Raw genomic sequence first — 24,081 nt, forward strand, 5'->3', positions numbered from 1 at the left:
CCCTCCAAAAAGACATTCCCAATTACGCAAAATCTCGGTACAATAAAAATGCCCCAGGGGGGGATTTATGGGTATGTTATCTTAAATAAGATAAAGATTAGTTACAATTATTAAAACTTTGATTAATAACACATTGTTTACTTACAACGCCTCTACCACCACTATTGATAAGAAATTATCTGTAAAGAACGCTGCTTCACTGGGTATAGAAGAATTAGAATCTACACTTTCTGCGTCGCCATCTTTACCATTGTTAATATCGTCCCGACAAACTTGGTTAGTGTTGACGGCGGCGGTGTTTTTAGTATCAGTGCCAGTATTTATTGAAGCACCACTGGTGCGATCGCTACCCGGCCTCAGTTTAGCCATGACTGGATTTTGGGTATGGTTGAGTTTTCGCTTAATGTCTCGCCCTGCAACATACCTGTGGGGGGATTTACTTTTAGGCTTTAGCTGGAGTTGGTTGGCAGGGGCAATTTATTGGGGTTGGTTGCGTTGGGAACCTTTTTGGCATTTACCAGTGGAATCTATCGGCTTACCATTTGCTTGTTGGTGTCTAGCCAGAAACTGGTGCAAGGTTGGTAGTTGGTTTTATTTAGGTTCTTTATTCGGTACAGTTTTAACCGATGTATATTTCTATATAGTTGATTTAATGCCCTATTGGCGACAAATCATGCAAGTCGAACCTGACAGTGTGTCGCCGATTTTACAAGCTGCTGTTACTCAAGTCCGTACACCTTGGGGTCAAACTTGGGCTGTAGCGTTGGCATTAGTATTACTCACAGCCGGAATTTTACCTTTACGTCACCAGCAAAAACACTGGTTTGCATTTGGGGGAGCAGTGTTAAGTACTATTTTGGTAGACAGTTTATTTCTACTAGCTGCTTTAGTCGCGTAAATTTACAAAATTTCTGAGTTGGCTAAGGTTGGATCAACTATCAACTAACTGCAACATCAGTAGTTAATTATTCATAAAATCTGCTCAAAAAGCTGTAAACTTGTGGCGATCGCACTTCGGGGATATCTCTGCAAATCGCTAAATATCAGGATTTACAAGTTCTTGTTGGTAATTTTTGAGCAGAGGTATTTATGACTGAAATTAACATTGAAAATCTGCCACTTTGGGTACAAGAAAGAGACATCGTACTTAAATACAATACTCAGGCGACATGGCGTTATGGTGAGCAACCAGATTACACCCGCTCTAATGAAAATTTAGCTAAAGAAAGTCTGTGTAATCATCCAGCAAATTCCCTGGAAAAACTTGTCCAGAATTTGGTCAGAACTTTCGACATTGAAGCTAATTTCAAAACAAATCCTCAAGAGTGGTTGTCTGTAGTTCAAGATAAATTTCGGATGAGTACCAATGGCGGAACTAGCTATACATTAGAGGATTTAGTTCAGGCAGGTACTTACAAACTTTTGATTGGCAAGACCCAGCACTATCAAGCTCCCCAAGAAGATTTTGAATCTTCTACTCAGCTATTTCACACTGCATTTCCCGATGGTTTTTTGTGGGAAGTATTAGAAGTTTATTCTGCACCTCCTACCATTGCTTTTAAATGGAGGCATTGGGGACATTTTCGCGGTAATTTTAAAGATTATGTTCCGACTGGGCAGATGATTGAAGTAGTGGGGATGAGTATTGTTCAAGTAACAGAAAACTGCAAAATTCTGTCTTTAGAACACTATTACGACAATGGAAAATTTCTCAATCAATTAACTTCTGGCGGCAAAATGGGCAATGCTACTCAACAGCAGCTAACCCCAGCAGGAACACCATCAGCTAATTCTGGGAAAACAACTTTTTTGGGTTTTTTCCGGCGCTTCTTACCAAATAGAACCAAACCAGCATCGGCTAATACAAACGCTAGTGGTTGTCCATTTGCTGCTTTATTACGTTAATCTCCGCACTGGGTGTCAGGGTTTAAGGGTGTAGGGGTGTCTGACAAGTGTAGGTTTTTTACGTTATGCCCCATAGGGTGTAGGGGTGTAAGGGTGTGAGGGGGATGGAACTCTGATTAAATTGTGATTTTTAGAGTCGCTACTTATCACTCTGTTAAAAACCTACTCTTGTGAGTGTAGTGGTGTAGGGGCTGACAGGTGTAACTTTTTTCCTTCCCTACACCGCAAATCCTTGATGTTTCATCTTCAAATTTCCCGGTGGAGCTTTACAAAAAGTTACAAAGTTATCAATCAGTAAATTCAGGCTGCAATTCTGGCGTTATTCTGCCAGGAAGCAATATCAGCCAACAAGCAAGAGTATCCTAGCCAGCGTTGTAGGAAGCACAGCACAGCTGTAGCGATGTCAGTAAGTCAGAGAAGTAAAATAATTTTTGCCAAAAATAGTGTCAAACCCAGTAACAGTAAATATTGTGGATATTAATACGCTGTATATTAGTTTCTGATGACTGCTGTGTGTTGATTGAGCGATCAGTTCCTAGTCAAGAGTCGCTATTGCTGTTATCGGCTGTGCCGAGTTGTAGCAACTGGCGTTGAAAAATCAAGAGTCATAACTATGCCTCAAAGATTATAAACTGTTGACAGCTGTCAGCTTAAAGCCATTATTCAGTTTGATGGAAAGAGGTAAAAAAGTCGTGAAAAGATTGGTGCGTTTATTAACAGTATTTAGTTTGTTGCTGGGTTGCTGGGGATGGTTAGGTACAACAGGTGTAGCCCAAGCTGCTGGGATCAACAGTTTGGCTTTACCACAAGTGCCTGTTTTAGCAGTGGAGTTACGTAACCGGGCAGATCAAAAGTTAGCAACGGAATTTGGTAAAAAAATTGATTTAAACAACACCAATGTCCGCGCTTTCCAAAATTACCCCGGTTTGTATCCTACCCTAGCTAAGAAAATCATCAAAAATGCACCTTACAAAAGTGTAGAAGATGTGCTGAATATTGAAGGATTGAGCGATCGCCAAAAACAAATCCTCCAAGCTAATTTCGACAACTTCACCGTTACCGAACAAGAATCAGTCTTCAACGAAGGAGACGATCGCTTTAACAACGGTATCTACAGATAAGCTCAATTATCGTTAATGTAGAGATATAGTAGTCCACTCCCAATTTTTGGGGGTGGTTCTCTTAATCCACCAGAATTCAGGAGTCAGGAGTCAGAATCAACTCTAGACTTAGTAAAATCCAAAATCCAAAATCCAAAATCCAAAATTTTTTGACTTTGCCTGAAATAGAAATTCCTCGCCAATTTGATGTGATAGTAGTCGGCGCTGGCGCTGCTGGACTATACACAGCGTTGTGTTTGCCAGAATCTTTGCAAGTCGGCTTAATTACTAAAGAAACTGTTACTTTGTCTGCTAGTGATTGGGCGCAAGGCGGAATTGCGGCGGCGATCGCTCCTGAAGATTCGCCACAGTTGCACATTGAAGATACAATTCAAGCTGGTGCTGGTTTGTGCGATCGGCAAGCTGTAGAATTTCTCGCCCAAGAAGCCCCTAACTGTATTCAATCTTTGGTAAATTTGGGCGTAGCTTTTGACCGTCATGGTAACGCCTTAGCTTTAACTTTAGAAGCTGCCCATTCTCGTAACCGGGTGCTTCATGCTGCTGATACCACTGGTCGAGAAGTCACAACTACTTTAACAGCGCAAGTATTACATCGCCAAAATATTCAAGTTATTCAGCAAGCTTTAGCCTTGAGTTTGTGGTTAGAACCCGAAACAAATCGCTGTCAAGGAATTAGCTTGTTTTATCAAGGTGAAATTACGTGGGTAAAAGCCAAAGCCGTAGTTCTCGCTACTGGTGGCGGTGGTCAAGTTTTTGCCCAAACAACTAACCCCGCCGTCAGTACAGGTGATGGGGTGGCGATCGCTTGGCGGGCTGGGGCTGTTCTGCGAGATTTGGAATTTGTGCAGTTTCACCCCACAGCTTTAACAAAACCAGGCGCAGATCGCTTTTTAATTAGTGAGGCTGTCAGAGGCGAAGGCGCACATTTAGTTGATGATACCGGGCGACGCTTTGCCTTTGACTATCACCCCGCCGGAGAACTCGCGCCCAGAGATGTGGTGAGTCGAGCGATTTTTAGCCATCTGCAAAAAACGGCGGTTGATCCAGCTACCGCCCATGTCTGGTTAGATATGCGCCCCATCCCGCCTGATAAAATTCAACATCGCTTTCCCAACATCATCAAAGTTTGTCAGCGTTGGGGAATTGATGTATTTCATGAACCAATTCCCGTTGCGCCTGCGGCCCATTACTGGATGGGTGGAATTGTCGCTGATTTACAAAATCACACCAATATTCCGGGTTTATACGCAGTCGGAGAAACTGCGAGTACGGGAGTACATGGAGCCAATCGTTTAGCGAGTAACTCTCTACTAGAATGTATTGTGTTTGGCGCACAGATGGCCAATATTCAATTGACAGATGTGGAATTACAACCAGAGTTGTCAGATTTATCTGTGCGGGAATTTAATTTAGATGAAAATGCTTGGCAAGCCCAGCAAGCACAAATAGCAGCATTACGGGAGAAATTACCCCGTTTAGTCTGGCAAAGTGCGGGGATTTGTCGAGAACAAGCAAGATTAGACGAGGCGATCGCAACAATAGCAGCTTGGCAGCAAGATTTTGTTAATTTACCTTTGAGTCAATTCTTGCTGTCTTTGCGTGCCAACGAAACTGTGAAGTTCCAAACTCTGGGTATAGAACGCCAATTAAGACTTTGGGCAGAAACTCGCAATCTACTGGATGTAGCTAATTTAACTCTCAGAAGTGCTGCTTTCAGAACAGAAAGCCGGGGCGGACACTATCGCATCGATTACCCAAAAACCAATCCAGATTGGCAAATTCACACAATTGTACAATCACTTCATTGGAGTAAATCTACACCTGATGTTAGAGATTTAAAGAAGTATTAAACTAGGCGACAGATTAGTTATGGAATTAAATCAAAATCAGGCTGAAACATTGGCAGCGTTACAAGAATTAATTGATGTGGTGGCAAAATTGCGATCGCCTGATGGTGGTTGTCCTTGGGATTTGGCACAAACTCCACAAACTCTGATACCTTACGTGATTGAAGAAGCTTACGAAGTGGTGGACGCAATTAAAAGTAATGATCAAGTTGCCATTACTGAGGAATTAGGCGATTTACTTTTACAAGTTGTTTTACAAGCCCAAATCGCCAGCGAAGATCAGCAATTTTCCCTCAAAGAAGTCGCCCAAGGCATTTCCCAAAAACTCATCCGTCGCCATCCCCATGTTTTTGGTGATGTGTCGGTGCAGAATGTGGATGAAGTGCGGCAAAACTGGGAACAAATCAAGGCGGCAGAAAAAGGTGAAGCAACCCCAGAAAAGCACCAACTCAGTGCTAAACTCAGCCGTTATGGGCGCACTCTTCCCCCGTTGATGGCAGCAATGAAAATTTCCCAAAAAGCGGCGGCGGTAGGCTTTGAATGGGAAAACATTGATGGCGTGTGGGCAAAGTTTCACGAAGAATTGGCAGAGTTTCAGCAAGCTGTGGCGGAGGAAACACCAGAACGTCAAGAATCTGAATTAGGGGATTTATTATTTGCTGTACTGCAACTTGCCCGTTGGTATAATCTTGACCCTAGCGCCGCTTTGCAAGGAACAAATCAGCGATTTGTCCAGAGGTTACAAAAAATGGAGGCAGTGGTTGACCGCCCCCTTTCTGATTACAGTTTGGATGAGTTAGAAACGCTCTGGCAACAGGCAAAAGCCCAACTTGCCAAAGAGCCTTGATACATACCAGTTTACAGTTTGATGGTAACAGTCTTAACTTCGGTGTATTGCTGTAAGCCATATTCACCTAGTTCCCGACCAATACCAGATTGCTTGAAACCACCAAAGGGTGCAGCAGCATCAAATACGTCGTAGCAATTGACCCAGACTGTACCTGCACGGAGATTGTTAGCGATCGCATGAACTTTGGTAACATCCTGTGTCCAGACGGCGGCGGCGAGTCCGTACATGGTGTTATTTGCCCGTTCAATGACTTCGTGAATATCTTTGAATTTAATAATGCTCAGTACAGGGCCAAAGATTTCTTCTTGGGCAATTTTCATGTCATCACGCACATCAGCAAAAACTGTAGGGGCGATAAAGTAACCTTTGTCACCAACTTGTTGTCCACCACAAAGCATCTGAGCGCCTTCTCGCATCCCAGATTCGATGTAACTCATGACTTTGTTAAATTGCTCTTGGTCTACCTGCGGCCCTTGTTCTGTAGCAGCATCAAAGGGATCGCCGACAATTCGCTGTCTAGCTTTTTCCACAGTTCTCGCCACAAATTCGTCATAGCATTTTTCTTCGACAAATAGCCGCGAACCAGCACAACAGCATTGACCTTGGTTAAAGAATAAAGCTTCGTGGGAACCTGCGATCGCGGCATCCATGTCTGCATCCGCAAACACAATATTTGGGCTTTTTCCACCGAGTTCTAAAGTGACACGCTTTAAGTTACTTTTCGCCGCCGCTTCCATAATCAGGTGTCCCACTTCTGTGGAACCTGTGAAAGCAACTTTGTCGATGTCTCGATGATATGCGATCGCTGCCCCAGCCGTTGGGCCGTATCCTGATAACAGATTCACTACCCCAGGGGGAAAACCAGCCTCAATAATTAATTCTCCCACCCGTAATGCTGATAACGGTGTTTGTTCCGCCGTTTTCATCACCACAGTATTACCTGTTGCCAAAGCTGGGGCTAATTTCCACGCCTGCATTAACAAGGGGAAATTCCACGGGATAATTTGCCCAACTACCCCCACAGGCTCATGACGGGTGTAGCAAAAGTAAGGGCCGTTAATCGGGATAGTTTTACCTTGGACTTTATCAGCCCAACCTGCGTAATAGCGATAACAGGCAATAACTAAACCCAAGTCTCCTAAAGAATCTTGTAGTGGTTTGCCGTTATCTAGGGTTTCTAGTCGCGCTAACTCGTCAATATTCTGTTCAATTAAATCAGCTAACCGATAAAGCAACTCACCCCGACGGGTTGCAGACATATTGCGCCATTCCCCACCTTTAAAGGCGTGACGTGCTGCTTGCACGGCTTTATCGACATCGGCTGCATCTGCTTCTGCGACTTCGCAGATCACATCGCCTGTAGTTGGATTGATTGTGGCAAATCGGCGACCACTGACACTATCTACCCACTCATTATTAATCAGTAGTTTGGTTGGGCCGATTTTGACCTGCTGTTTCGGTTCTGTCGTTGTAACCATCAGGCCCTCCTAAAGCTTTTGGAGAAAAATTGGCTGAAATCTATTAATTATGTTGTCGGGAATACAGTATTATGGACGATTTTCTTTATAAATCTTTTGATTTTCGCCGACTGAACAATTCCTGTATTTAGTTGATTCATCCCGCATTTATGCAACGGCATTTAAGATTAATTGACCGCAGATATAGGAATCCGGTTTGACTTCTGAATTTATTTGTGCAGGTAGGGAATGGGGAGTCGGGAGTAGGAAAGAAGCCTGATCTGTATGTACTGATTTTTTTCCCAAATCAAATATGAGTCCTATAGAAGATAATCATGTTTTACTTCGATTGGTGAGCGACGTGCTTTAAGCGCAGTCGAAAGGAGCCAAATCACTGCCTCCAACTATAAAACTACGACTTTCGGAAACAGACTTTACCCCCTAAGAAAGTGTCAGCTAAAGAATTTGGTACTTAGCGTAGGAAGTAGCCGGTTATTTACAAAGTAACTGGCATTTATTGAGCATGAATGAGAAAATACTATGCTTCAAATTGTCGAAAATTTTTTAGGATGGGATTGGCTGAATAATGGATTAGCAGCCATAACCGAGGTGCAAGAAATACTAACTCCCGAACAAGCATCAGTGGTTTTTTCTGGGCCGAAATTTTTAGTTTCGTTGGTGGCTGGTGTCTTAATGGCATTTGCTTTTCAACTGTTATTAACCAACTTTGCATTAGCAGCAATAATTTCTGCCACCGATGATGATTCATCTTCTAGTGATGATGACGAAAGCTTAGGTACTACAATTCGCAAAGTAGAAAATAAAGTTGGTTTTTGGGCATTAATTAGCGCCACTACTGCATTATTTATTGCTTGCTTTTTGGCTGTCAAACTTAGCTTAATAGATAGTGCATTTTTAGGCGCAATTATTGGTGTAGTTATTTGGTCAGCGTATTTTTCAATAATTGTTTGGTTTGGTTCTTCCACAGTCGGTTCTTTAATTGGTGCAGTGGCGAATACTGCTAATAGTGGTATCAAAGCATTAATGGGAACTGCGACTAGTGCGATTGGTGCAAATTTTGCTAAACAACAGATGGTTTCGACTGCGGAAGATATTACAGCCGCCGTTCGCAGAGAGTTAACTTCTGGGTTTGATGTTGATAGTATTCAAAATACGCTGCAAAGTTCTTTAAGTACTTTGCAAAAACCGCAACTAGATTTCAAAGATATCCGCAAACAATTTGATCAGATTTTTGGTGATATCGATTGGCAATCTCTACCGGAAAATTTGACACAAAATTTCAATCGCCAAACTTTTGTTGATTTAATTAGCGATCGCACAAATTTCTCGAAAGCTGATGTGAATAAAATTGCTGACCAATTAGAAGCGGCTTGGAATCAAACTTCGGCACGACGCAACCCAGCACAGCAAGTCATTAACTTAATTACATCGGCAACCCCCGAAGAATTGCAATCAGATGAATTAGGCGATCGCTTGCAAGAATTAGTGACTGTTGGTGGTAACGGTAATGGCAATAATGGCGGTATCAGCAAAGCCATTCAAACTGGTTTAACTGCTGCTTTACCAGTAGTCTTAGAACGACTAAATGCCCCTGATATAGATGTGAATAAAATCACCAATCAGTTACAAAAACTGAAAGATAAAGTTCAAGATTTGGATATCGAAAACATATCTCATCAACTGCAAGAAACTATTGCAAAAACTACGCAAAGACGAGGTAATTTATCCAATTCTCATTACCGTCAAGATGTAGAAGATTACGTTAAAAACTCTTTACCTTGGCACTTTAACCGCATCACTATTAAAGATGAATTTCGGGATGTGATTTATGACCCGCAAGCAGATGCAGCAACTATGCGGCGAGAATTAGAAGATTTCAACCAAGAAGAGTTTGCGAATTTACTGATCCGTCGGAGTGATATTAGCGAAGTTCGAGTCAAAGAAATTGCTCAACAAATGGAAGAAATTCGCCAAGAAGTGTTAACAACTTTGCAACAGGCGGAAGTTAAAGATAAGAGTCAAGATTTGCGGAACCGCATCGAAAATTATCTGCGTTCTACAAGTAAAGAAGAATTGAATCCTGAAGCTGTTGAGCGAGATTTTGCTAACTTAATCACAGAATTAAACGCTGATTTTGATGATTTAAATGAACGCTTCCAAGGATTGGCTCGTGATGTCTTGCTGCAAGTTTTACAGCAGCGTCAAGATTTCAGTGATGAAGAAGCTAATAATTTGCTAAATAACTTAGAGAGTGTCCGGGATTCTGTTTTAAATCAATTACAGGAACAAGCGACAACCCAAACTGAAAACTTACGCCAAAGAGTCGAAGATTATTTACGCAATACTAATAAGGAAGAATTAAATCCTGAAGGTATTCGCCGCGATTTCAGCACTTTACTGCAAGACCCCCAAGCCGGATTTAACTTGTTGCGTCAGCGTTTATCGCAGTTTGATCGTGATACTTTAGTCAGTCTGCTTTCTCAGCGTCAAGACTTGAATGAGGATGAAGTTAACCAAATTATTGATCAGCTAGAATCAGCCAGGGATAACATCTTGCAAACCCCGCAAGTTGTAGCAGATAAAGCTAAAGAACAGTACGAACAAACCACAACTCAAATTGCTGAATATCTCCGCAATACTAACTTAGAAGAACTTGACCCCGAAGGTATCCGCCGAGATTTAGAAAAATTACTGGTTGATCCGCGAGAAGGAATTTCTGCAATCCGCGATCGCTTGTCGCAAGTTGACCGCGAAACTTTAGTTAAACTCGTCAGCCAACGGGGAGACTTAAGCGAAGAACAAGTAGAAAAACTAATTGACCAAACACAAGAGGCGATTACTAACATTATTAAAGCGCCGCGCCGCTTGGCAAACCGTACTGTTCAGCAAGTTGTAGATTTTGAAAAAAATCTCGAAGATTACCTACGTCACACCAATAAAGAAGAACTCAACCCAGACAGCATTAAACGTGATTTACAACTGCTGTTGCGAGACCCCCGCGCTGGAGTTGGTAGTTTAAGCGATCGCTTGTCTCAAGTTGACCGTTCCACAATTGTGGCATTACTATCCCAACGTGAGGATATTTCTGAAGAAGATGTTAACCGCATTGCTGATCAAACATTATCGGCGCGGGATGCAGTTGTAAATCAATATCGGCAGATTCAACAAGCTGTACAATCAGCAACCGAACGAGTCAGAAACAGAATCCGTAGCTATCTCAATTCCTTGGATCGTCCTGAGCTAAATTATGAAGGGATTAAACATGATTTTGCCAAATTGTTTGATGACCCCCAAGCCGGATTTGAAGCCTTGCGCGATCGCCTGAGTGAATTTGACCGTGATACCTTAGTTGCTGTCCTCAGTTCGCGGGAAGACATTTCTCAGGAAGACGCTAACCGCATTATCAACCAAATCGAATCCGCCCGCAATAGTGTCCTGCAACGCGCCGAACGCATTCAGCAAATCACCAAAGAACGTTTACACAGCATCCAACACCAAGCCAAAAAACAAGCCGAAGAAACCAAAAAAACCGTTGCTAACGCCGCTTGGTGGTTATTTGGAACAGCACTCACCTCTCTGGTTGCAAGTGCGATCGCTGGTGCTATAGCTGTTACAGGTTTAACTATCTCAGCTATTGGATAGAAGGCAGAAGGCACTCCGGCAAAGCCGGAGAAGTCAAAAGTAAAAAACCAAAAGTCAAAAGTATTCTTCATTTTTGCCTTTTTACTTTTGCCTTTTGACTTACCGCTACGCGGTTGAGGCAGGAAGCAGGAAGAAAAGTCCTACTATTCCTGGTATTCAAGCTTTCAAATCAAAACTAAAAAATGATTTTGGAGGGGGTTTGGGGGACGCAACCGTCCCCCAATCGGGGGCTTGGGGGATTCTCCCCCAAATCTTGCTCATTTTCTGATATGCAGAGCAGAAATTGAGAAATCAACTCTCATCAGCTTAATCTAACTGTATTGGCTTTTTCATTGCTGCGATCGCTCAAAACTCAGATTAAAGCCGTTTTGCGATCGCTCCTACCTATATACTCTGTATAGTTACTTAGTTATTGAATTTAATATTGAGGGATTTAAAAATGTCTACCGAAGCTGGTACAGTTGCCGATATTCAAGAAAGTGAATTTTATACCCTTTTAACTCAAGAGAAAATTCTAGTTGTTGATTTTACTGCTACTTGGTGCGGCCCCTGTCGCCTTGTCAGTCCCTTAATGGAACAACTTGCAACAGAATACAACGGACGCGCTAAAGTCGTTAAAGTAGACGTAGATAAAAACAAACCACTATTTAAACAATATGCTCTTCGCAGTATTCCCGCCATTTTAATCTTTAAAGATGGTGATTTAGTCGAAAAAATTATTGGAGTTTCACCTTACGAACAGTTTAAAGAAGCTGTTGACAACCTTCTTTAACAAAGTAGAGACGTTATATGTAACGTCTCCACATAGTTTTGGGTTTTACCCTTGTACCTTATGTACCTAAAATACGCTGTAGCGAGTATTTTAACCTTATTAATCAAGCTCAACTATTAGTCCACCACACAAATTATGATGTGTCGTAGATCCCCGACTTTTTCAAAAAGTCGGGGATCTGAACAGCCGCAAACTAAAAAAAGAATCTTGCTTGACCATTACTCATTAATAGATGCTAGATTTCGCCTTTTTACCCGCAGATTGACTGTTAAATCCTTTATTACTCCCGTAATATACAGTTTTAAATTCCACTTGATTGCTACTAGGGTGATAAAGAGTGTAAGTTGCTTGTCCCTGTGTGCATCCTACGTTACCAACACCGATGACTTGACGAGGGGAGACGGTAATAATTTGCTGAGAATGTTGGGAATCAAGTGTTGTAAGACCTGTGGTAATTGAACCGGTTTGCAATTGATATTGAAAGGTTAAACCAGAACGACCGCAAAACAAATTATTTGCTTGCATCCGCGACAGTCTATCAAACATTTGAATTGGCGGTGTTTCGGGAGTTAATTCTTCAGCCACACTGACTGTTGAACCGTGGATTAACAAACAATCTAATTCAAAAAAACCAAAGTCGAGCGATCGCAACCATTGTACAGTCTTGCGAGAAACACTATCCCACAGTAGTTTTACGGTATCACCCCCATATTTGGCAATTAATTCTGGAGCATCCCCACTCGCCCCCAAACCATGCAAAATCAAACATTGTTCTTCCCACCATCCCTTACAAATTAAGGGTTCTAATTCTCCCCGTCTTGGGTTCATGACTCGTTCAATTAACTTTTCTGTTTCAGGTCTTGGCCCTACCAAATCACCTAAAATATACAAAGCTTCTATCTGATGACCGTAACGTTTAATATCTGCCATTACAGCCTCATAGGCGGCAAGATTCCCGGTAATGCCACTCAAAATCGCCCATTTATTCATAATCGTTGATTTTTTAATAATACAGAGGAATGGGAAGGAAGCCCCGATGAAACTGATTTCACAAAGCTAGTACAACAAGGCAAAAGTAAAAGGTCAAAAAGAAAGAATAGTCCTATAGCAGTCTTATTTGAAACATAAACAAAGGAGACAAGGTAGACAAGGTAGAGAGATGTTTGTGAATCATTTAGGATTGCCATAGCACAAGTCTGTTAACAATTCCTTATGGTCACTGAGCGTAGTCGAAGTGACTCAGCACTTTCAACTCATAAAAGATAGAAATTACCTTGTACATACATGAGTTGGGTCATCGGCTCGTTCTGCATACTCCAACCCATTTGCTAAACGCCAAGCAAAAATGGCTGGTAAACCTTTCTCGATAATGGCTGCACAGGTTTTTTGATAATCGTAAGGTACTTCTCGCAGTTGAATATCTTGAGTATCTGTGTCGTAAATTACATAGGTGGCGTTTGGTCTACCATGTCGCGGTTCACCTACGGAACCAACATTAACAATTCGTTTCAGAGGCGAGTTAAAGTTAATTTCTTGTGCTGTTTCTCCTTGAGCAACCTTGATTTGTAACTGACCTGCATCTAAAGTTCGAGCATAAGGTACATGGGTATGACCACAAAACAGCACATCTGCTTCTGTAGCAAGTACACGTTCTAGTGCTGTAAAAGCATCGATTTCTGGTAACAAATACTCATGGTTGCTGTAAGGGCTACCATGAACAAAGGCTAAATTTTCTTGTTTGAGACTGTGGGGTAATTGGGCTAAAAATTCGCGGTTCTCTGGATGAATTTCTTTGTTAGTCCATTCATGAGCCTTGATACCTCTTTTTTCTGCCAATAATGAAGGATAGCTACACTCACAAGAGTTCAATCCTTCGATAATATCTTCATCCCAACAACCGACACAGGTGGGAATATCCAAAGAGCGAATTTGGCTAATTACTGCGTTGGGATGCGGCCCATAGCCAACTAAATCACCAACACAAAAGATTTTCTCAGCTTTTTGCTGGTCGATATCTAGTAATACCGCGTCTAAGGCGGTGTAATTGCCATGAATACATGACATAACGGCGATTTTCATACTAATTCCCCTTGCAATAAAATTTGCTGTACTTGTTGTTGGTATTGGGAAATCAACCCATCAGATAAACAGCAATCTAGTAAGGTTTGTTTTAAATTTGCTTCATCTAAGTTTTGTCCTACCACTTCCAAACCACTGAAACGCTGCGGTCTACCATCCAAGCAGCGTGGTAGGTCTAATTCCAGAAAATCTGTTTGGGGAACACCAGCCACAAAATCACAGTAAATGGAACGACCATCGTTAACATCAAAAATACCTTTGGCGCGGCTGACTACACCGTAAGCACCGTGGGTAATTTCGTACCAAAATTCTTCTAAACTGGTTTCATCCACGACTTGACCGTTGCTGGCTATCCGCCATAAACTTCCAGCCTGATTTGTTGGGGCTGGTGCGCCTGGTATAATTTCGGTTGCCCAAGTGTGATATTCAGAGTTGCTCAGATTGGGTGGTAAGACCGCGACAGCATGGTAATTTTGATTACCTAAAATTTGGGCGATCGCTCCTAACTCAAAATAAAAACCTAATTCTAAATACACTGCTTCAGCTTGGGGTATTTGGCTGAGAAATTCAGTTTCCTGACCTTCTCCAAAAACTTTTATCCCCGGAAACTCAGTTGCTATGAGGGTTTGGTCGATGGGAACAGTCCCAGTACCAGGGCTGAAATAAATTACTTGGTCAACAGCACTCATATCTCTTAACTGTTGGCAAATCCAGGTAGTTTTTCCAGCGCCAGATGTGCCAACAATGACGGTGATCGTTGGTTTAGCCATAATAGAATGATAATCATTTTTATGTAATATTAAACATATTACTTTTTAGTGGCAATAAGAGTTACTCTGGTTGGTCAATTAACTTAAAGCCCCAAGGTTTTAAAGCGGCGATCGCAATTTCTCGATCCACACCTTCATACACCTCCCATTCATAGGGATGTTCTTTGGGGTGTCCTTCACCGACATTACCAGCAACCTTAACTACTGGAAAATGCGCCACGCGATCGCGTTCTAACCATTTCGGTACTACTAGCCGGACTTTATGACCGATAAACTTGGTTGTACCTTCATTTGCTACGGATTCCCGGATTAAACAGATATCACCAGCCGTTCCCCAAGTAGTTTGGTAGATGTAGAGAAAAGATATGTAAGTCGCTGGTTTGATGGGTCTTTTGATCGGTCGCATTATCTGTAATCCTTAAACAAGGCGTGAAAACTGATACAAGTGTTGTTGATTGCTTGCTACAGCTATTTTAATCTCGCAACCTCACCAACATAACGTTTATTGGGTTTTTCTAACAACTGGGAATCAAGTCTTGTCATACATCCTTCATGATTCATCAGATCCCCGACTTCTAAAATGGGATTTCCGCGTTGGTATGTAAGTTGAGATTATGAGCGATCGCAGACAATATCACAATCCTAAATGACTTGCAAACATTTCTTTCCCTTGTCATCCTTGTCTCTTTCGTCCCTAAACGTCCCTAAATCCTACCCCAAATGCTTCACAGGTAATGATACCAAGCTTTCCAAGCAATGAGCGACTTCTTTTCGGTGACAGCGATTTGGGTTCATTTCAGCACATAAAAGTAAAATATTACCTTTTTGAGCCAGTTGTGCAATCTCATGTAAAGCTTGGTCAGCTTCTTCCTGATTCAGAGGAATCCAATTTTCCTTACCAGAAGTATTACCCAAAGCAGTTTTAGAAATATATTCAATGTTATTTGATTCACATAATATTTTAATTTGCTCGCCGTACCATTTTCGACTCCAAGCACGAGGAACCATTCTCACATCAACAACACATTCCACATTAAAATTTCTTAAATATTCCAAGAATTCAGCATAATCTTTGCGATTACCATACCCAAATGTCAATATACATTTTATCCGGTTCAAGTCTTTAATCATCATTTTTTATTGTTAAAATAATTCAGTTTGAATATTTAAATTCTCTATTAATAGAGGATAAAATATCCCAATAATCATAAAGCTATTTTTATGGTTTTTCAAGTTGCCGACAATAAAATATAAATCTTTTTTCTTTAAGAAATCATCTTCTAGTTTTTGACGGACTTTTTCTAACGCCTCCTTTTCTTTATTTTCCACACTTGTTGCTCTTGATTGATCTCTACATTTCCTATAAAGCTCCATAATTTCCCAATCACTTATGGTCAAACGATGTTTATCGCCATCTTGAGAAATAAATTCGTACCCAAAGTTATAAGGAATCTTCTCTAAATGTACTGAAGGTTCAAACAAGTCTAGTTGATACAATATTGATTGCTGTTTTAGGTTCCATTCTCTTTCTGTCTCCTTACAAAAGTATTTTTTTATAGTTTGGGGTTTAATAATACCAAGAGATTTTCCTTGCTCTTTAATTTGTCTAATAGATTTAAATTGCAGTGGTAAAACAAACGCTTTTCGAGCTTCCCAATTTTTACGAGTATCAATTTTTCGTATTATTTCTATGGAAGAATCATCTATACGAAAACTTTCCTCTCGATAATCTTTATCATTCCTTTCTATTTTAGCACTGATAATAGACCATCTTGGATAACGTTTATCAAAATCTAATTGACGAAAACGAATAGGATAAATGCGAATCCATTGCAGAGGTTTTTCATCATCGTCTAATAATACTCCTGCCGTACAGACGGTTTCTTGATATTTTGTGCTGATTGAAGGGTATGTTTTAGTGGCAATCAAAATTTTTCTTCTTTCCATATAAAAAGCTTTATAAAAACTAGTTAATTATATACAGTCACAATACAGATACATTCGCAGCTTTAGTATATATCAAACTTTTTCTCTGACATCATGTCACAACACAGCCAATTATGGAAAATAATAAATTAAGTCGAGTATTACAATACTCACTACATTTCCTCATTTATTCTGGGAAAATATGACTCATCCTTTCCTTGAACGCCTGCGTAGTCCTGATAGCCCGGTGATTGTTTTTGACGGGGCGATGGGGACTAACTTGCAAACCCAAAACCTGACTGCTGAAGATTTCGGCGGCGCACAATATGAAGGTTGTAACGAATATTTAGTTCATTCAAAACCCGAAGCTGTCGCTAAAGTGCATCGTGACTTTCTCGCTGCTGGTGCGGATGTCATTGAAACTGATAGTTTTGGCAGTACCTCGATTGTACTGGCAGAGTATGACTTAGCAGACCAAGCTTACTACCTCAGCAAAACCGCCGCCGAACTCGCCAAGCGTGTGGCGACGGAATTTTCCACACCCGAAAAACCCCGCTTTGTTGCAGGTTCCATCGGCCCCACCACCAAACTCCCCACCTTGGGACATATTGACTTTGACACCATGAAGGCTTCTTTTGCGGAACAAGCCGAAGCCCTCATGGATGGCGGTGTTGATTTATTGTTGGTTGAAACTTGCCAAGATGTGCTGCAAATCAAAGCTGCACTGAATGGGATAGAAGAAGCCTTTGCCAAGAAAGGCGATCGCATCCCGTTGATGGTATCGGTGACAATGGAAAGCATGGGAACAATGTTGGTAGGTACAGAAATCAATGCTGTCCTGACCATTTTGGAACCATATAAAATCGATATTCTCGGTTTAAACTGCGCCACAGGCCCAGATTTGATGAAACCACACATCAAGTATTTGGCAGAACATTCGCCGTTTGTGGTTTCTTGTATTCCTAACGCGGGTTTACCGGAGAACGTTGGCGGTCAAGCACACTACCGCTTGACACCGCTAGAATTACGGATGGCATTAATGCACTTTGTTGAAGATTTGGGTGTCCAAGTGATCGGGGGTTGCTGTGGGACACGTCCAGAACACATTCAACAACTAGCAGAAATCGCCAAAGAATTAAAGCCAAAAGTTCGACAGCCCAGCCTCGAACCTGCGGCGGCATCAATATATACAACTCAACCTTACACCCAAGACAATTCTTTCTTAATTGTCGGTGAACGTCTCAACGCCAGTGGTTCTAAAAAATGCCGCGACTTACTCAACGCCGAAGACTGGGACGGACTGGTGTCAATGGCGCGGGCGCAAGTCAAAGAAGGCGCACACATCCTAGATGTCAACGTCGATTATGTGGGGCGTGATGGCGTGAGAGATATGCACGAACTCGTTTCGCGCATCGTGAATAATGTTACCTTACCCTTAATGCTCGACTCCACCGAATGGGAAAAAATGGAGGCGGGGTTAAAGGTAGCGGGTGGTAAATGTTTGTTAAACTCCACCAACTACGAAGACGGCGAACCGCGCTTTTTGAAAGTGCTGGAATTAGCGAAAAAGTACGGTGCGGGTGTAGTCATTGGTACGATTGATGAAGAAGGTATGGCGCGGACGGCGGAGAAAAAATTCCAAATTGCTCAACGTGCCTACCGCCAAGCTGTAGAATATGGCATCCCTGCTACAGAAATATTCTTTGATACCTTGGCTCTACCAATTTCTACGGGGATTGAAGAAGATAGAGAAAACGGCAAAGCCACCATTGCATCTATTCGCCGCATTCGCCAAGAATTACCAGGATGTCATGTCATCTTGGGTGTGTCGAATATTTCCTTTGGACTTTCCGCCGCCGCGCGTATCGTCCTTAACTCCATGTTTCTGCACGAAGCAATGGCGGCGGGAATGGATGCGGCAATTGTTAGCGCCAACAAAATCTTACCACTAGCGAAGATTGAACCCCGTCATCAAGAAGTTTGTCGCCAGTTGATTTACGACGAACGGAAATTTGAGGGTGATGTCTGCGTTTATGACCCCTTAGCCGAACTCACAACCTTATTTGCTGGAGTCAGTGCGAAACGGGAAAAAGGCGTTGATGAAAACCTCCCCATTGAAGAAATTCTCAAACGCCATATCATTGACGGCGAACGCATTGGTTTAGAAAAGCACCTCACCAAAGCCTTAGAAACTTACAAACCACTGGAGATTATCAATACTTTCTTGCTAGATGGGATGAAAGTAGTCGGTGAGTTGTTCGGTTCAGGACAAATGCAGTTACCCTTCGTCTTGCAGTCAGCCGAAACCATGAAAGCGGCAGTAGCTTACCTAGAACCCTTCATGGAAAAATCCGAGGCGGGTAATAATGCTAAAGGCAAGGTGATTATTGCCACAGTTAAAGGTGATGTCCACGACATTGGGAAAAACCTAGTAGATATCATTCTTTCTAACAACGGCTACAAGGTAATTAACCTGGGAATTAAGCAGCCAGTAGAAAACATTATCGAGGCGTACAATCAACATAAAGCCGATTGTATTGCTATGAGTGGCTTGCTGGTGAAATCCACTGCCTTCATGAAAGAAAACTTGGAAGTATTCAACGAAAAGGGAATTACTGTCCCAGTAATTTTAGGCGGTGCGGCGTTAACTCCCAAGTTTGTCAATAATGATTGCCAAAACACTTACAAAGGTAAAGTGGTTTATGGCAAAGATGCTTTCTCTGACTTGCATTTCATGGATAAATTAATGCCAGCCAAAGCTGCTGGTAATTGGGATGACTTGCAAGGATTTTTGGATGAAGTCAGTGATGAACCAGAAATTACTAACCAAGTCATCACCAAAGACTCCCCACTCCCCATTCCCCACTCCCCACTCCCCATTGATACAAGACGTTCCGAAGCGATCGCAGTAGATATAGAACGTCCCACGCCGCCATTCTGGGGAAGCAAGTTATTACAGCCTGCGGATATTCCTTTAGAAGAATTATTCTGGTATTTGGATTTGCAAGCTTTAATTGCGGGACAATGGCAATTCCGTAAGCCGAAGGAACAATCAAAGGAAGAATATCAGGCGTTCTTAGATGCAAAAGTTTACCCAATTTTAGAAACTTGGAAGCAGTGCATTATTGAGGAGAATTTGTTACATCCTCACGTAATTTACGGTTATTTTCCTTGTCAGTCTGAGGGGAATACGCTGTATGTCTATGAAACGAACCGCCGAGGCGCAGAGGGCGCGGAGGTAAGAACTAGTTTTGAGTTTCCGAGGCAAAAGTCTTCCAAAAGGCTGTGCATTGCAGATTTCTTTGCGCCCAAGGAGTCGGGGATAATTGATGTTTTCCCGATGCAGGCGGTGACTGTGGGTGACATTGCGACAGAATACGCCCAAAAGCTGTTTGCAGATAATCAATACACCGATTATCTCTACTTCCACGGTTTAGCAGTGCAGATGGCTGAGGCTTTAGCGGAGTGGACACACGCTAGAATTCGCCAGGAGTTAGGTTTTACTGCTGAGGAACCTGATAATATTCGGGATATTTTAGCCCAACGCTATCGCGGTTCACGCTATAGTTTTGGCTATCCAGCTTGTCCCAATATGCAAGACCAGTACAAGCAATTGGAGTTGTTAGACACTGGCAGAATTAATCTGTATATGGATGAAAGTGAACAGCTTTATCCTGAACAGTCTACAACGGCAATTATTACCTACCACCCAGTAGCGAAGTACTTTAGTGCATAGGTAATTAAGGGTGTGAGGGTGTACTTCGGCTGCACTCAGTAACCAGGGTGAGGTATTCACAACCCTTACACCCCTAAACCCCTACACCCATTCTCTACAGTTAAGAGAATAGTAGGTTGGGTGTAGCGATAGCGTAACCCAACAAAGTATGCGTGAATGTTGGGTTGGTTCCGTTCCTTCACCCTTAAACCTTGAGTACTGACGCAAAAACTCTCTTAAACTCTTATAACTTTGTGTCCTACCCTTCGGGAAGCCACTTCGTGTCTATGCGTCCTTTGCGGTTCGTTTTTCCATAATTTTGCGCCAGTCATAACCTTTTTCCTCCCACATCTGTATTCTGCGGATGAGTAGAATCTGGGGTTGTAGTATTTAGTATGGCGTGCTAAAAGTGTTTAGTTGCATTCTGAATCGGAAGTCACAGCAGTGTCTCTTAAATGTTAATGCTGCACTAACAGTACCTCAAAATTCAATTGAATGCTCTGTAAGGAAACATGGTCAAACCGATGTCTGAAAAGCTTGAAGAACAATCAAAACCAGAAAAACCCGAAAGATCAGAACGATACGAAAGGTCAGAAAGATCAGAACGATACGAAAGATCCGAAAGATACGAAAGATCCGAAAGATACGACAGCTCAGATAGCTCAGAAAAACCAGAAAAATTTTATCCCACACAACATCTAAAAGTCTATCAAACGAGTGATGCCGGACAGTTAATAATTTGTGAATGTCGTCATTGTTCGACTCCATTATCTATTGATGTGATTTTTCTCACACCACAAAATTCTAAACCTAAACCAAAAAATAAACCTGATACTCAACAAGATGATGTGATGAAATGTCCTAATTGTGGACGTGTCCCCATATTTTTAGAAGGCTGTGCTGTGCAGTCAATTGCCCAACTACCTTCTTCACCGTGGCAATAGTTTTTCTACCCATCATTAACCATCATTGAATTTGTTTGAGGAAATGAGGTAGTTGTGATGGGTATTCCTGTTTATTTGGTAAATAATATAGCAGAAGGCATTTATCCCACTGTTTGCACTGGCTAAAAAATTCTATGATTCCCCAGGAAACTGATACAAAAGCAGCTAATACCTCATCAAAAACATGGCGTGGTTGGCGAGAAAATTTAACTTTAGTAGCGATCGCTTTATTATTGGCAGTATTAATCAGAACTTTTGTGGCGGAACCTCGCTACATCCCTTCTGATTCTATGGTGCCAACTTTATATGAAGGCGATCGCTTGGTGGTCGAAAAAATTTCTTACCATTTTCAACCTCCCGCCACTGGGGATATCGTAGTTTTTCAGGCCCCCGAAGAATTACAGAAACGCGGCTACCCCAAAGACCAAGCTTTTATTAAACGGGTAATTGCTACACCAGGGGAAATTATTAAAGTGGCTGGTGGTAAAGTTTATCTCAATAATCAACCTTTGCTAGAAGATTACATCGCTGAACCAGCAAATCAGCCATTCCCGCCAGTACAGGTTCCACCAGATGAGTTGTTTGTCATGGGAGACAACCGCAACGACAGTAACGATTCCCGTTATTGGGGCTTTCTCCCTAGACAAAATATCATCGGTCGCGCCGTATTTCGCTTTTGGCCATTACACCGCATTGGGTTTATTTAATCTTAAGTGGGAGTTGGGAGTTGGGAGTTGGGGGACACGGGAGACACGGGGGACAAGGAAGCAATCTTTCTACCTTGTCTTCCCCCTCTACCTTGTCTCCCCTCTCTACCTTGTCTCCCCTCTCTACCTTGTCTCCCCCCACTCAGCACTCAGCACTCTATAAAAATTACGGAAATTTTCTCTCCCGCACTTCAATAGTGTAATCTTGTACCGCTTGAGTAATTGTTTCCCGCAGGTTGGTGTAGGTTTTAGCAAATGGTGGTTGCTTGGCGGAAAGACCAAGAACATCTGAAGTGACTAACACTTGACCATCGCAGTAGGAACCAGCACCAATCCCAATTGTGGGAATGCTGAGTTTTTCGGTGATTTGCCTTGCCAAATCTGCGGGAATATGCTCTAACACAATGGAGAAGACACCCGCTTGTTCTAAGGCGATCGCTTCATTTAAAATTCTCTCTGCTTGTTCTTCAGTCTTTCCTTGTTGGCGCAAACCTAGTTGATGAACTGATTGCGGTGTCAATCCCACATGACCCATCACCGGGATTCCCGCCTGGACTAAACGTGCTATGGTTTCTACCATCGCTGGATAGCCACCTTCTAGTTTGACGGCTTGCGCTCCAGTTTCCTTCAATATTCTGCCGGCTGAGTGCATAGCTTGAGCAATACTTTCTTGATAAGTCAAGAATGGTAAATCAACCACCACTAAAGCGCGTTTGACACCACGACGTACTGCTTTAGCATGAAATAGCATTTCCTCTAGGGTAATGGGGAGTGTGGTTTCATAACCTAAAACCACCGCCATCGAGTCTCCGACCAAAATTAAGTCTACACCAGCCGCGTCGATCAGTTGGGCGATCGCATAATCCCAAGCAGTTAACGCTGCGATCGCACGTCCCTGTTGTTTCCATTGAATTAATTGCTGGGTAGTAACTGGCATTTTTGACTGGGGAGTAGGGAGTAGGGAGTAGGGAGTAGGGAGTAGGGAGTAGGGAGTAGGGAGTAGGGAGTAGGGAGTAGGGAGTAGGGAGTAGGGAGTAGGGAGTAGGGAGTAGGGAGTAGGGAGAGGAAACAAGGAATTACTATTCCCCATTCCCAACTCACCACTCCCTCATTTCACTGCACGAGTAAAAGCAAGATGGGGTTTTGCACCACCCATTTTGGGCATTAACCAAGCTAAACCTTCACTAGTGCCGATCCATAATTTATTACTAATATCTGGTACAAGCGCAAGCACTCGACTAGAAGGGAGTCCTGCAACTTGATCTAAAAGTGCGCCTGTGTGTGGATTTAATCGTAACAAACCATTGTTTGTCCCTACCCAAACACTACCATCTTGGGCAAATTTGATTGCTGTGACATTCCGTCCCCGCAATGGAGTCACCGATCGCAATACTTTATCTGTTTTTGGGTCAATTACCAGCAAATTGTTAGCCATTCCCGCCCAAATTAACCCTTCTGGACTAATAGCTAAAGTTTGCACTGTTGTACCGGGTAAACCGTCAATCCGCTTCATAATATAAGCGTTGGTAGTATTTACACGTACCAAACCATCTAAAGTCCCCACCCACAGTTGACCTTCTGCATCTAAAGTTAAGGTGTTGGCGCTGACTCCAGGTAAATTTTTCACTGTCGTCATAATTAAGCCTTGGTCAGGACTAATTAAAGCTAAACCGCTATCAGTACCCACCCACAAGTAACCGCGCTTGTCAACTAACATCGACAACACCCGCTTGGAAGGTAAAAACAAATTCTGCGCTGTAATTTCATTTGTCCGGGGGTCAACTCGCTTCAGTCCTTCATAAGTTCCTACCCATAAACGCCCCACTTTGTCTTGAGCTAAAGCACCGATCGCCACATTCGGTAAATTTACCCGCGCTAATATTTTACCTGTCTTGGGGTCAATCCGCGATAATCCCCGCCAATAACCCACCCACAAATTTCCTTTAAAGTCTTTCAGCAAGTTACTGACACGGTAATCTGTTTCTATTGACCTTTCCTCCAGATTTCTCTCGTCTGGTAAAGGTTTAACTTGTGGCGGTGGTGCAGAAGCTGGGTAAGAAGGAGTCACTTGCGATCGCTGAACATCTGGAGTCAGAGTTGATGGATTTTCACTATTGGTTTGCGCCTGGGCTGGATTTGTCATCATTACCAGGCCAATGTTTGGTAAAGTCATCAACCCCAGCAAAATCGAAGTCGTCAAAAAACTTATATGCTTGCGAAACAATACCACGGTGACATTTCCTCAAAAGACAGTAAGTTTAGCCATTACCTAAATTGGCAGGCGGTTAAACTCAGTATTCCCTTTGTTGATATTGTTTAAATCGT

General features: G+C 42.4%; 19 protein-coding genes. 10 read left to right on the top strand and 9 right to left on the bottom strand.

Annotation, left to right across the window (positions count from 1 at the left end; genetic code table 11):
- The first annotated feature begins 118 nt into the window (after positions 1-118).
- The 5 genes from H6G77_RS26265 to mazG all read left to right on the top strand — a co-directional run bounded on the left by H6G77_RS26265 (position 119) and on the right by mazG (position 5,720).
- Positions 119-898 carry a DUF3120 domain-containing protein gene (locus tag H6G77_RS26265; protein WP_190873115.1) on the top strand — a complete coding sequence of 260 codons (780 nt, stop codon included), beginning with the start codon at positions 119-121 and terminating at the stop codon, positions 896-898.
- A 191-nt stretch (positions 899-1,089) separates the two neighbouring features.
- Entirely contained in the window at positions 1,090-1,905 is an 816-nt protein-coding gene (locus H6G77_RS26270) for an ester cyclase (RefSeq protein WP_190674669.1), read from the top strand.
- Positions 1,906-2,597: 692 nt separating this feature from the next.
- A complete protein-coding gene (gene psbU, locus H6G77_RS26275; RefSeq protein WP_190591111.1) occupies positions 2,598-3,026 on the top strand; it encodes a photosystem II complex extrinsic protein PsbU in 429 nt (142 codons plus the stop codon).
- Between the two features lie 155 nt (positions 3,027-3,181).
- Positions 3,182-4,876 (top strand): L-aspartate oxidase, encoded by a 1,695-nt coding sequence (gene nadB, locus H6G77_RS26280; protein WP_190873128.1) that lies wholly within the window; start codon positions 3,182-3,184, stop codon positions 4,874-4,876.
- Positions 4,877-4,895: 19 nt separating this feature from the next.
- On the top strand, positions 4,896-5,720 hold the full coding sequence (mazG, locus tag H6G77_RS26285; protein ID WP_190674664.1) for a nucleoside triphosphate pyrophosphohydrolase: 825 nt from the start codon (positions 4,896-4,898) through the stop codon (positions 5,718-5,720).
- An 11-nt stretch (positions 5,721-5,731) separates the two neighbouring features.
- Here the strand turns inward: mazG and H6G77_RS26290 are convergent, their stop codons facing one another.
- On the bottom strand, positions 5,732-7,201 hold the full coding sequence (locus tag H6G77_RS26290) for an aldehyde dehydrogenase family protein (protein WP_190590900.1): 1,470 nt from the start codon (positions 7,199-7,201) through the stop codon (positions 5,732-5,734).
- 519 nt (positions 7,202-7,720) lie between these two features.
- On the opposite strand from H6G77_RS26290, the gene H6G77_RS26295 reads away from it, so the two are divergent.
- Both H6G77_RS26295 and trxA read left to right on the top strand, forming a co-directional pair.
- On the top strand, positions 7,721-10,843 hold the full coding sequence (locus H6G77_RS26295; protein WP_190873116.1) for an MFS transporter: 3,123 nt from the start codon (positions 7,721-7,723) through the stop codon (positions 10,841-10,843).
- A 439-nt stretch (positions 10,844-11,282) separates the two neighbouring features.
- A complete protein-coding gene (trxA, locus tag H6G77_RS26300; protein WP_190873117.1) occupies positions 11,283-11,615 on the top strand; it encodes a thioredoxin in 333 nt (110 codons plus the stop codon).
- A gap of 225 nt (positions 11,616-11,840) precedes the next feature.
- On the opposite strand, the gene H6G77_RS26305 is transcribed toward trxA, so the two are convergent.
- The 6 genes from H6G77_RS26305 to H6G77_RS26330 all read right to left on the bottom strand — a co-directional run bounded on the left by H6G77_RS26305 (position 11,841) and on the right by H6G77_RS26330 (position 16,411).
- Positions 11,841-12,605: a metallophosphatase gene (locus H6G77_RS26305; protein ID WP_190590895.1), complete on the bottom strand. Its 765-nt coding sequence runs from the start codon at positions 12,603-12,605 to the stop codon at positions 11,841-11,843.
- A gap of 279 nt (positions 12,606-12,884) precedes the next feature.
- Entirely contained in the window at positions 12,885-13,694 is an 810-nt protein-coding gene (locus H6G77_RS26310; protein ID WP_190674653.1) for a metallophosphoesterase, read from the bottom strand.
- Positions 13,691-14,464, bottom strand: coding sequence for a GTP-binding protein (locus H6G77_RS26315; RefSeq protein WP_190590892.1), 774 nt, complete (start codon positions 14,462-14,464; stop codon positions 13,691-13,693). The genes H6G77_RS26310 and H6G77_RS26315 overlap by 4 nt, the downstream gene beginning before the upstream one ends.
- Before the next feature lie 61 nt (positions 14,465-14,525).
- The gene (locus H6G77_RS26320) at positions 14,526-14,870 is read right to left on the bottom strand and encodes a hypothetical protein (RefSeq protein WP_190590891.1); all 345 of its coding nucleotides are present in this window, start codon (positions 14,868-14,870) and stop codon (positions 14,526-14,528) included.
- Between the two features lie 305 nt (positions 14,871-15,175).
- Positions 15,176-15,598: a DUF488 domain-containing protein gene (locus tag H6G77_RS26325; RefSeq protein WP_190873118.1), complete on the bottom strand. Its 423-nt coding sequence runs from the start codon at positions 15,596-15,598 to the stop codon at positions 15,176-15,178.
- Positions 15,599-15,607: 9 nt separating this feature from the next.
- Complete coding sequence (locus H6G77_RS26330; protein WP_190873119.1) at positions 15,608-16,411, bottom strand: hypothetical protein; 804 nt, start codon at positions 16,409-16,411, stop codon at positions 15,608-15,610.
- Positions 16,412-16,592: 181 nt separating this feature from the next.
- Between H6G77_RS26330 and metH the strand changes: the two genes are divergently transcribed.
- The 3 genes from metH to lepB all read left to right on the top strand — a co-directional run bounded on the left by metH (position 16,593) and on the right by lepB (position 21,756).
- Positions 16,593-20,126, top strand: a complete 3,534-nt coding sequence (gene metH, locus H6G77_RS26335; RefSeq protein ID WP_190873120.1) for a methionine synthase — start codon at positions 16,593-16,595, stop codon at positions 20,124-20,126.
- Between the two features lie 503 nt (positions 20,127-20,629).
- Positions 20,630-21,049 carry a hypothetical protein gene (locus tag H6G77_RS26340; RefSeq protein WP_190590886.1) on the top strand — a complete coding sequence of 140 codons (420 nt, stop codon included), beginning with the start codon at positions 20,630-20,632 and terminating at the stop codon, positions 21,047-21,049.
- A gap of 134 nt (positions 21,050-21,183) precedes the next feature.
- Entirely contained in the window at positions 21,184-21,756 is a 573-nt protein-coding gene (gene lepB / locus H6G77_RS26345; protein WP_190590884.1) for a signal peptidase I, read from the top strand.
- A 166-nt stretch (positions 21,757-21,922) separates the two neighbouring features.
- On the opposite strand, the gene panB is transcribed toward lepB, so the two are convergent.
- Both panB and H6G77_RS26355 read right to left on the bottom strand, forming a co-directional pair.
- Positions 21,923-22,693, bottom strand: a complete 771-nt coding sequence (panB, locus tag H6G77_RS26350; RefSeq protein WP_190590882.1) for a 3-methyl-2-oxobutanoate hydroxymethyltransferase — start codon at positions 22,691-22,693, stop codon at positions 21,923-21,925.
- A 171-nt stretch (positions 22,694-22,864) separates the two neighbouring features.
- Positions 22,865-23,986, bottom strand: coding sequence for a two-component regulator propeller domain-containing protein (locus H6G77_RS26355; RefSeq protein WP_190873121.1), 1,122 nt, complete (start codon positions 23,984-23,986; stop codon positions 22,865-22,867).
- Positions 23,987-24,081: the final 95 nt, after the last annotated feature.

This window comes from Aulosira sp. FACHB-615 (assembly GCF_014698045.1).
Classification (GTDB): domain Bacteria; phylum Cyanobacteriota; class Cyanobacteriia; order Cyanobacteriales; family Nostocaceae; genus Nostoc_B.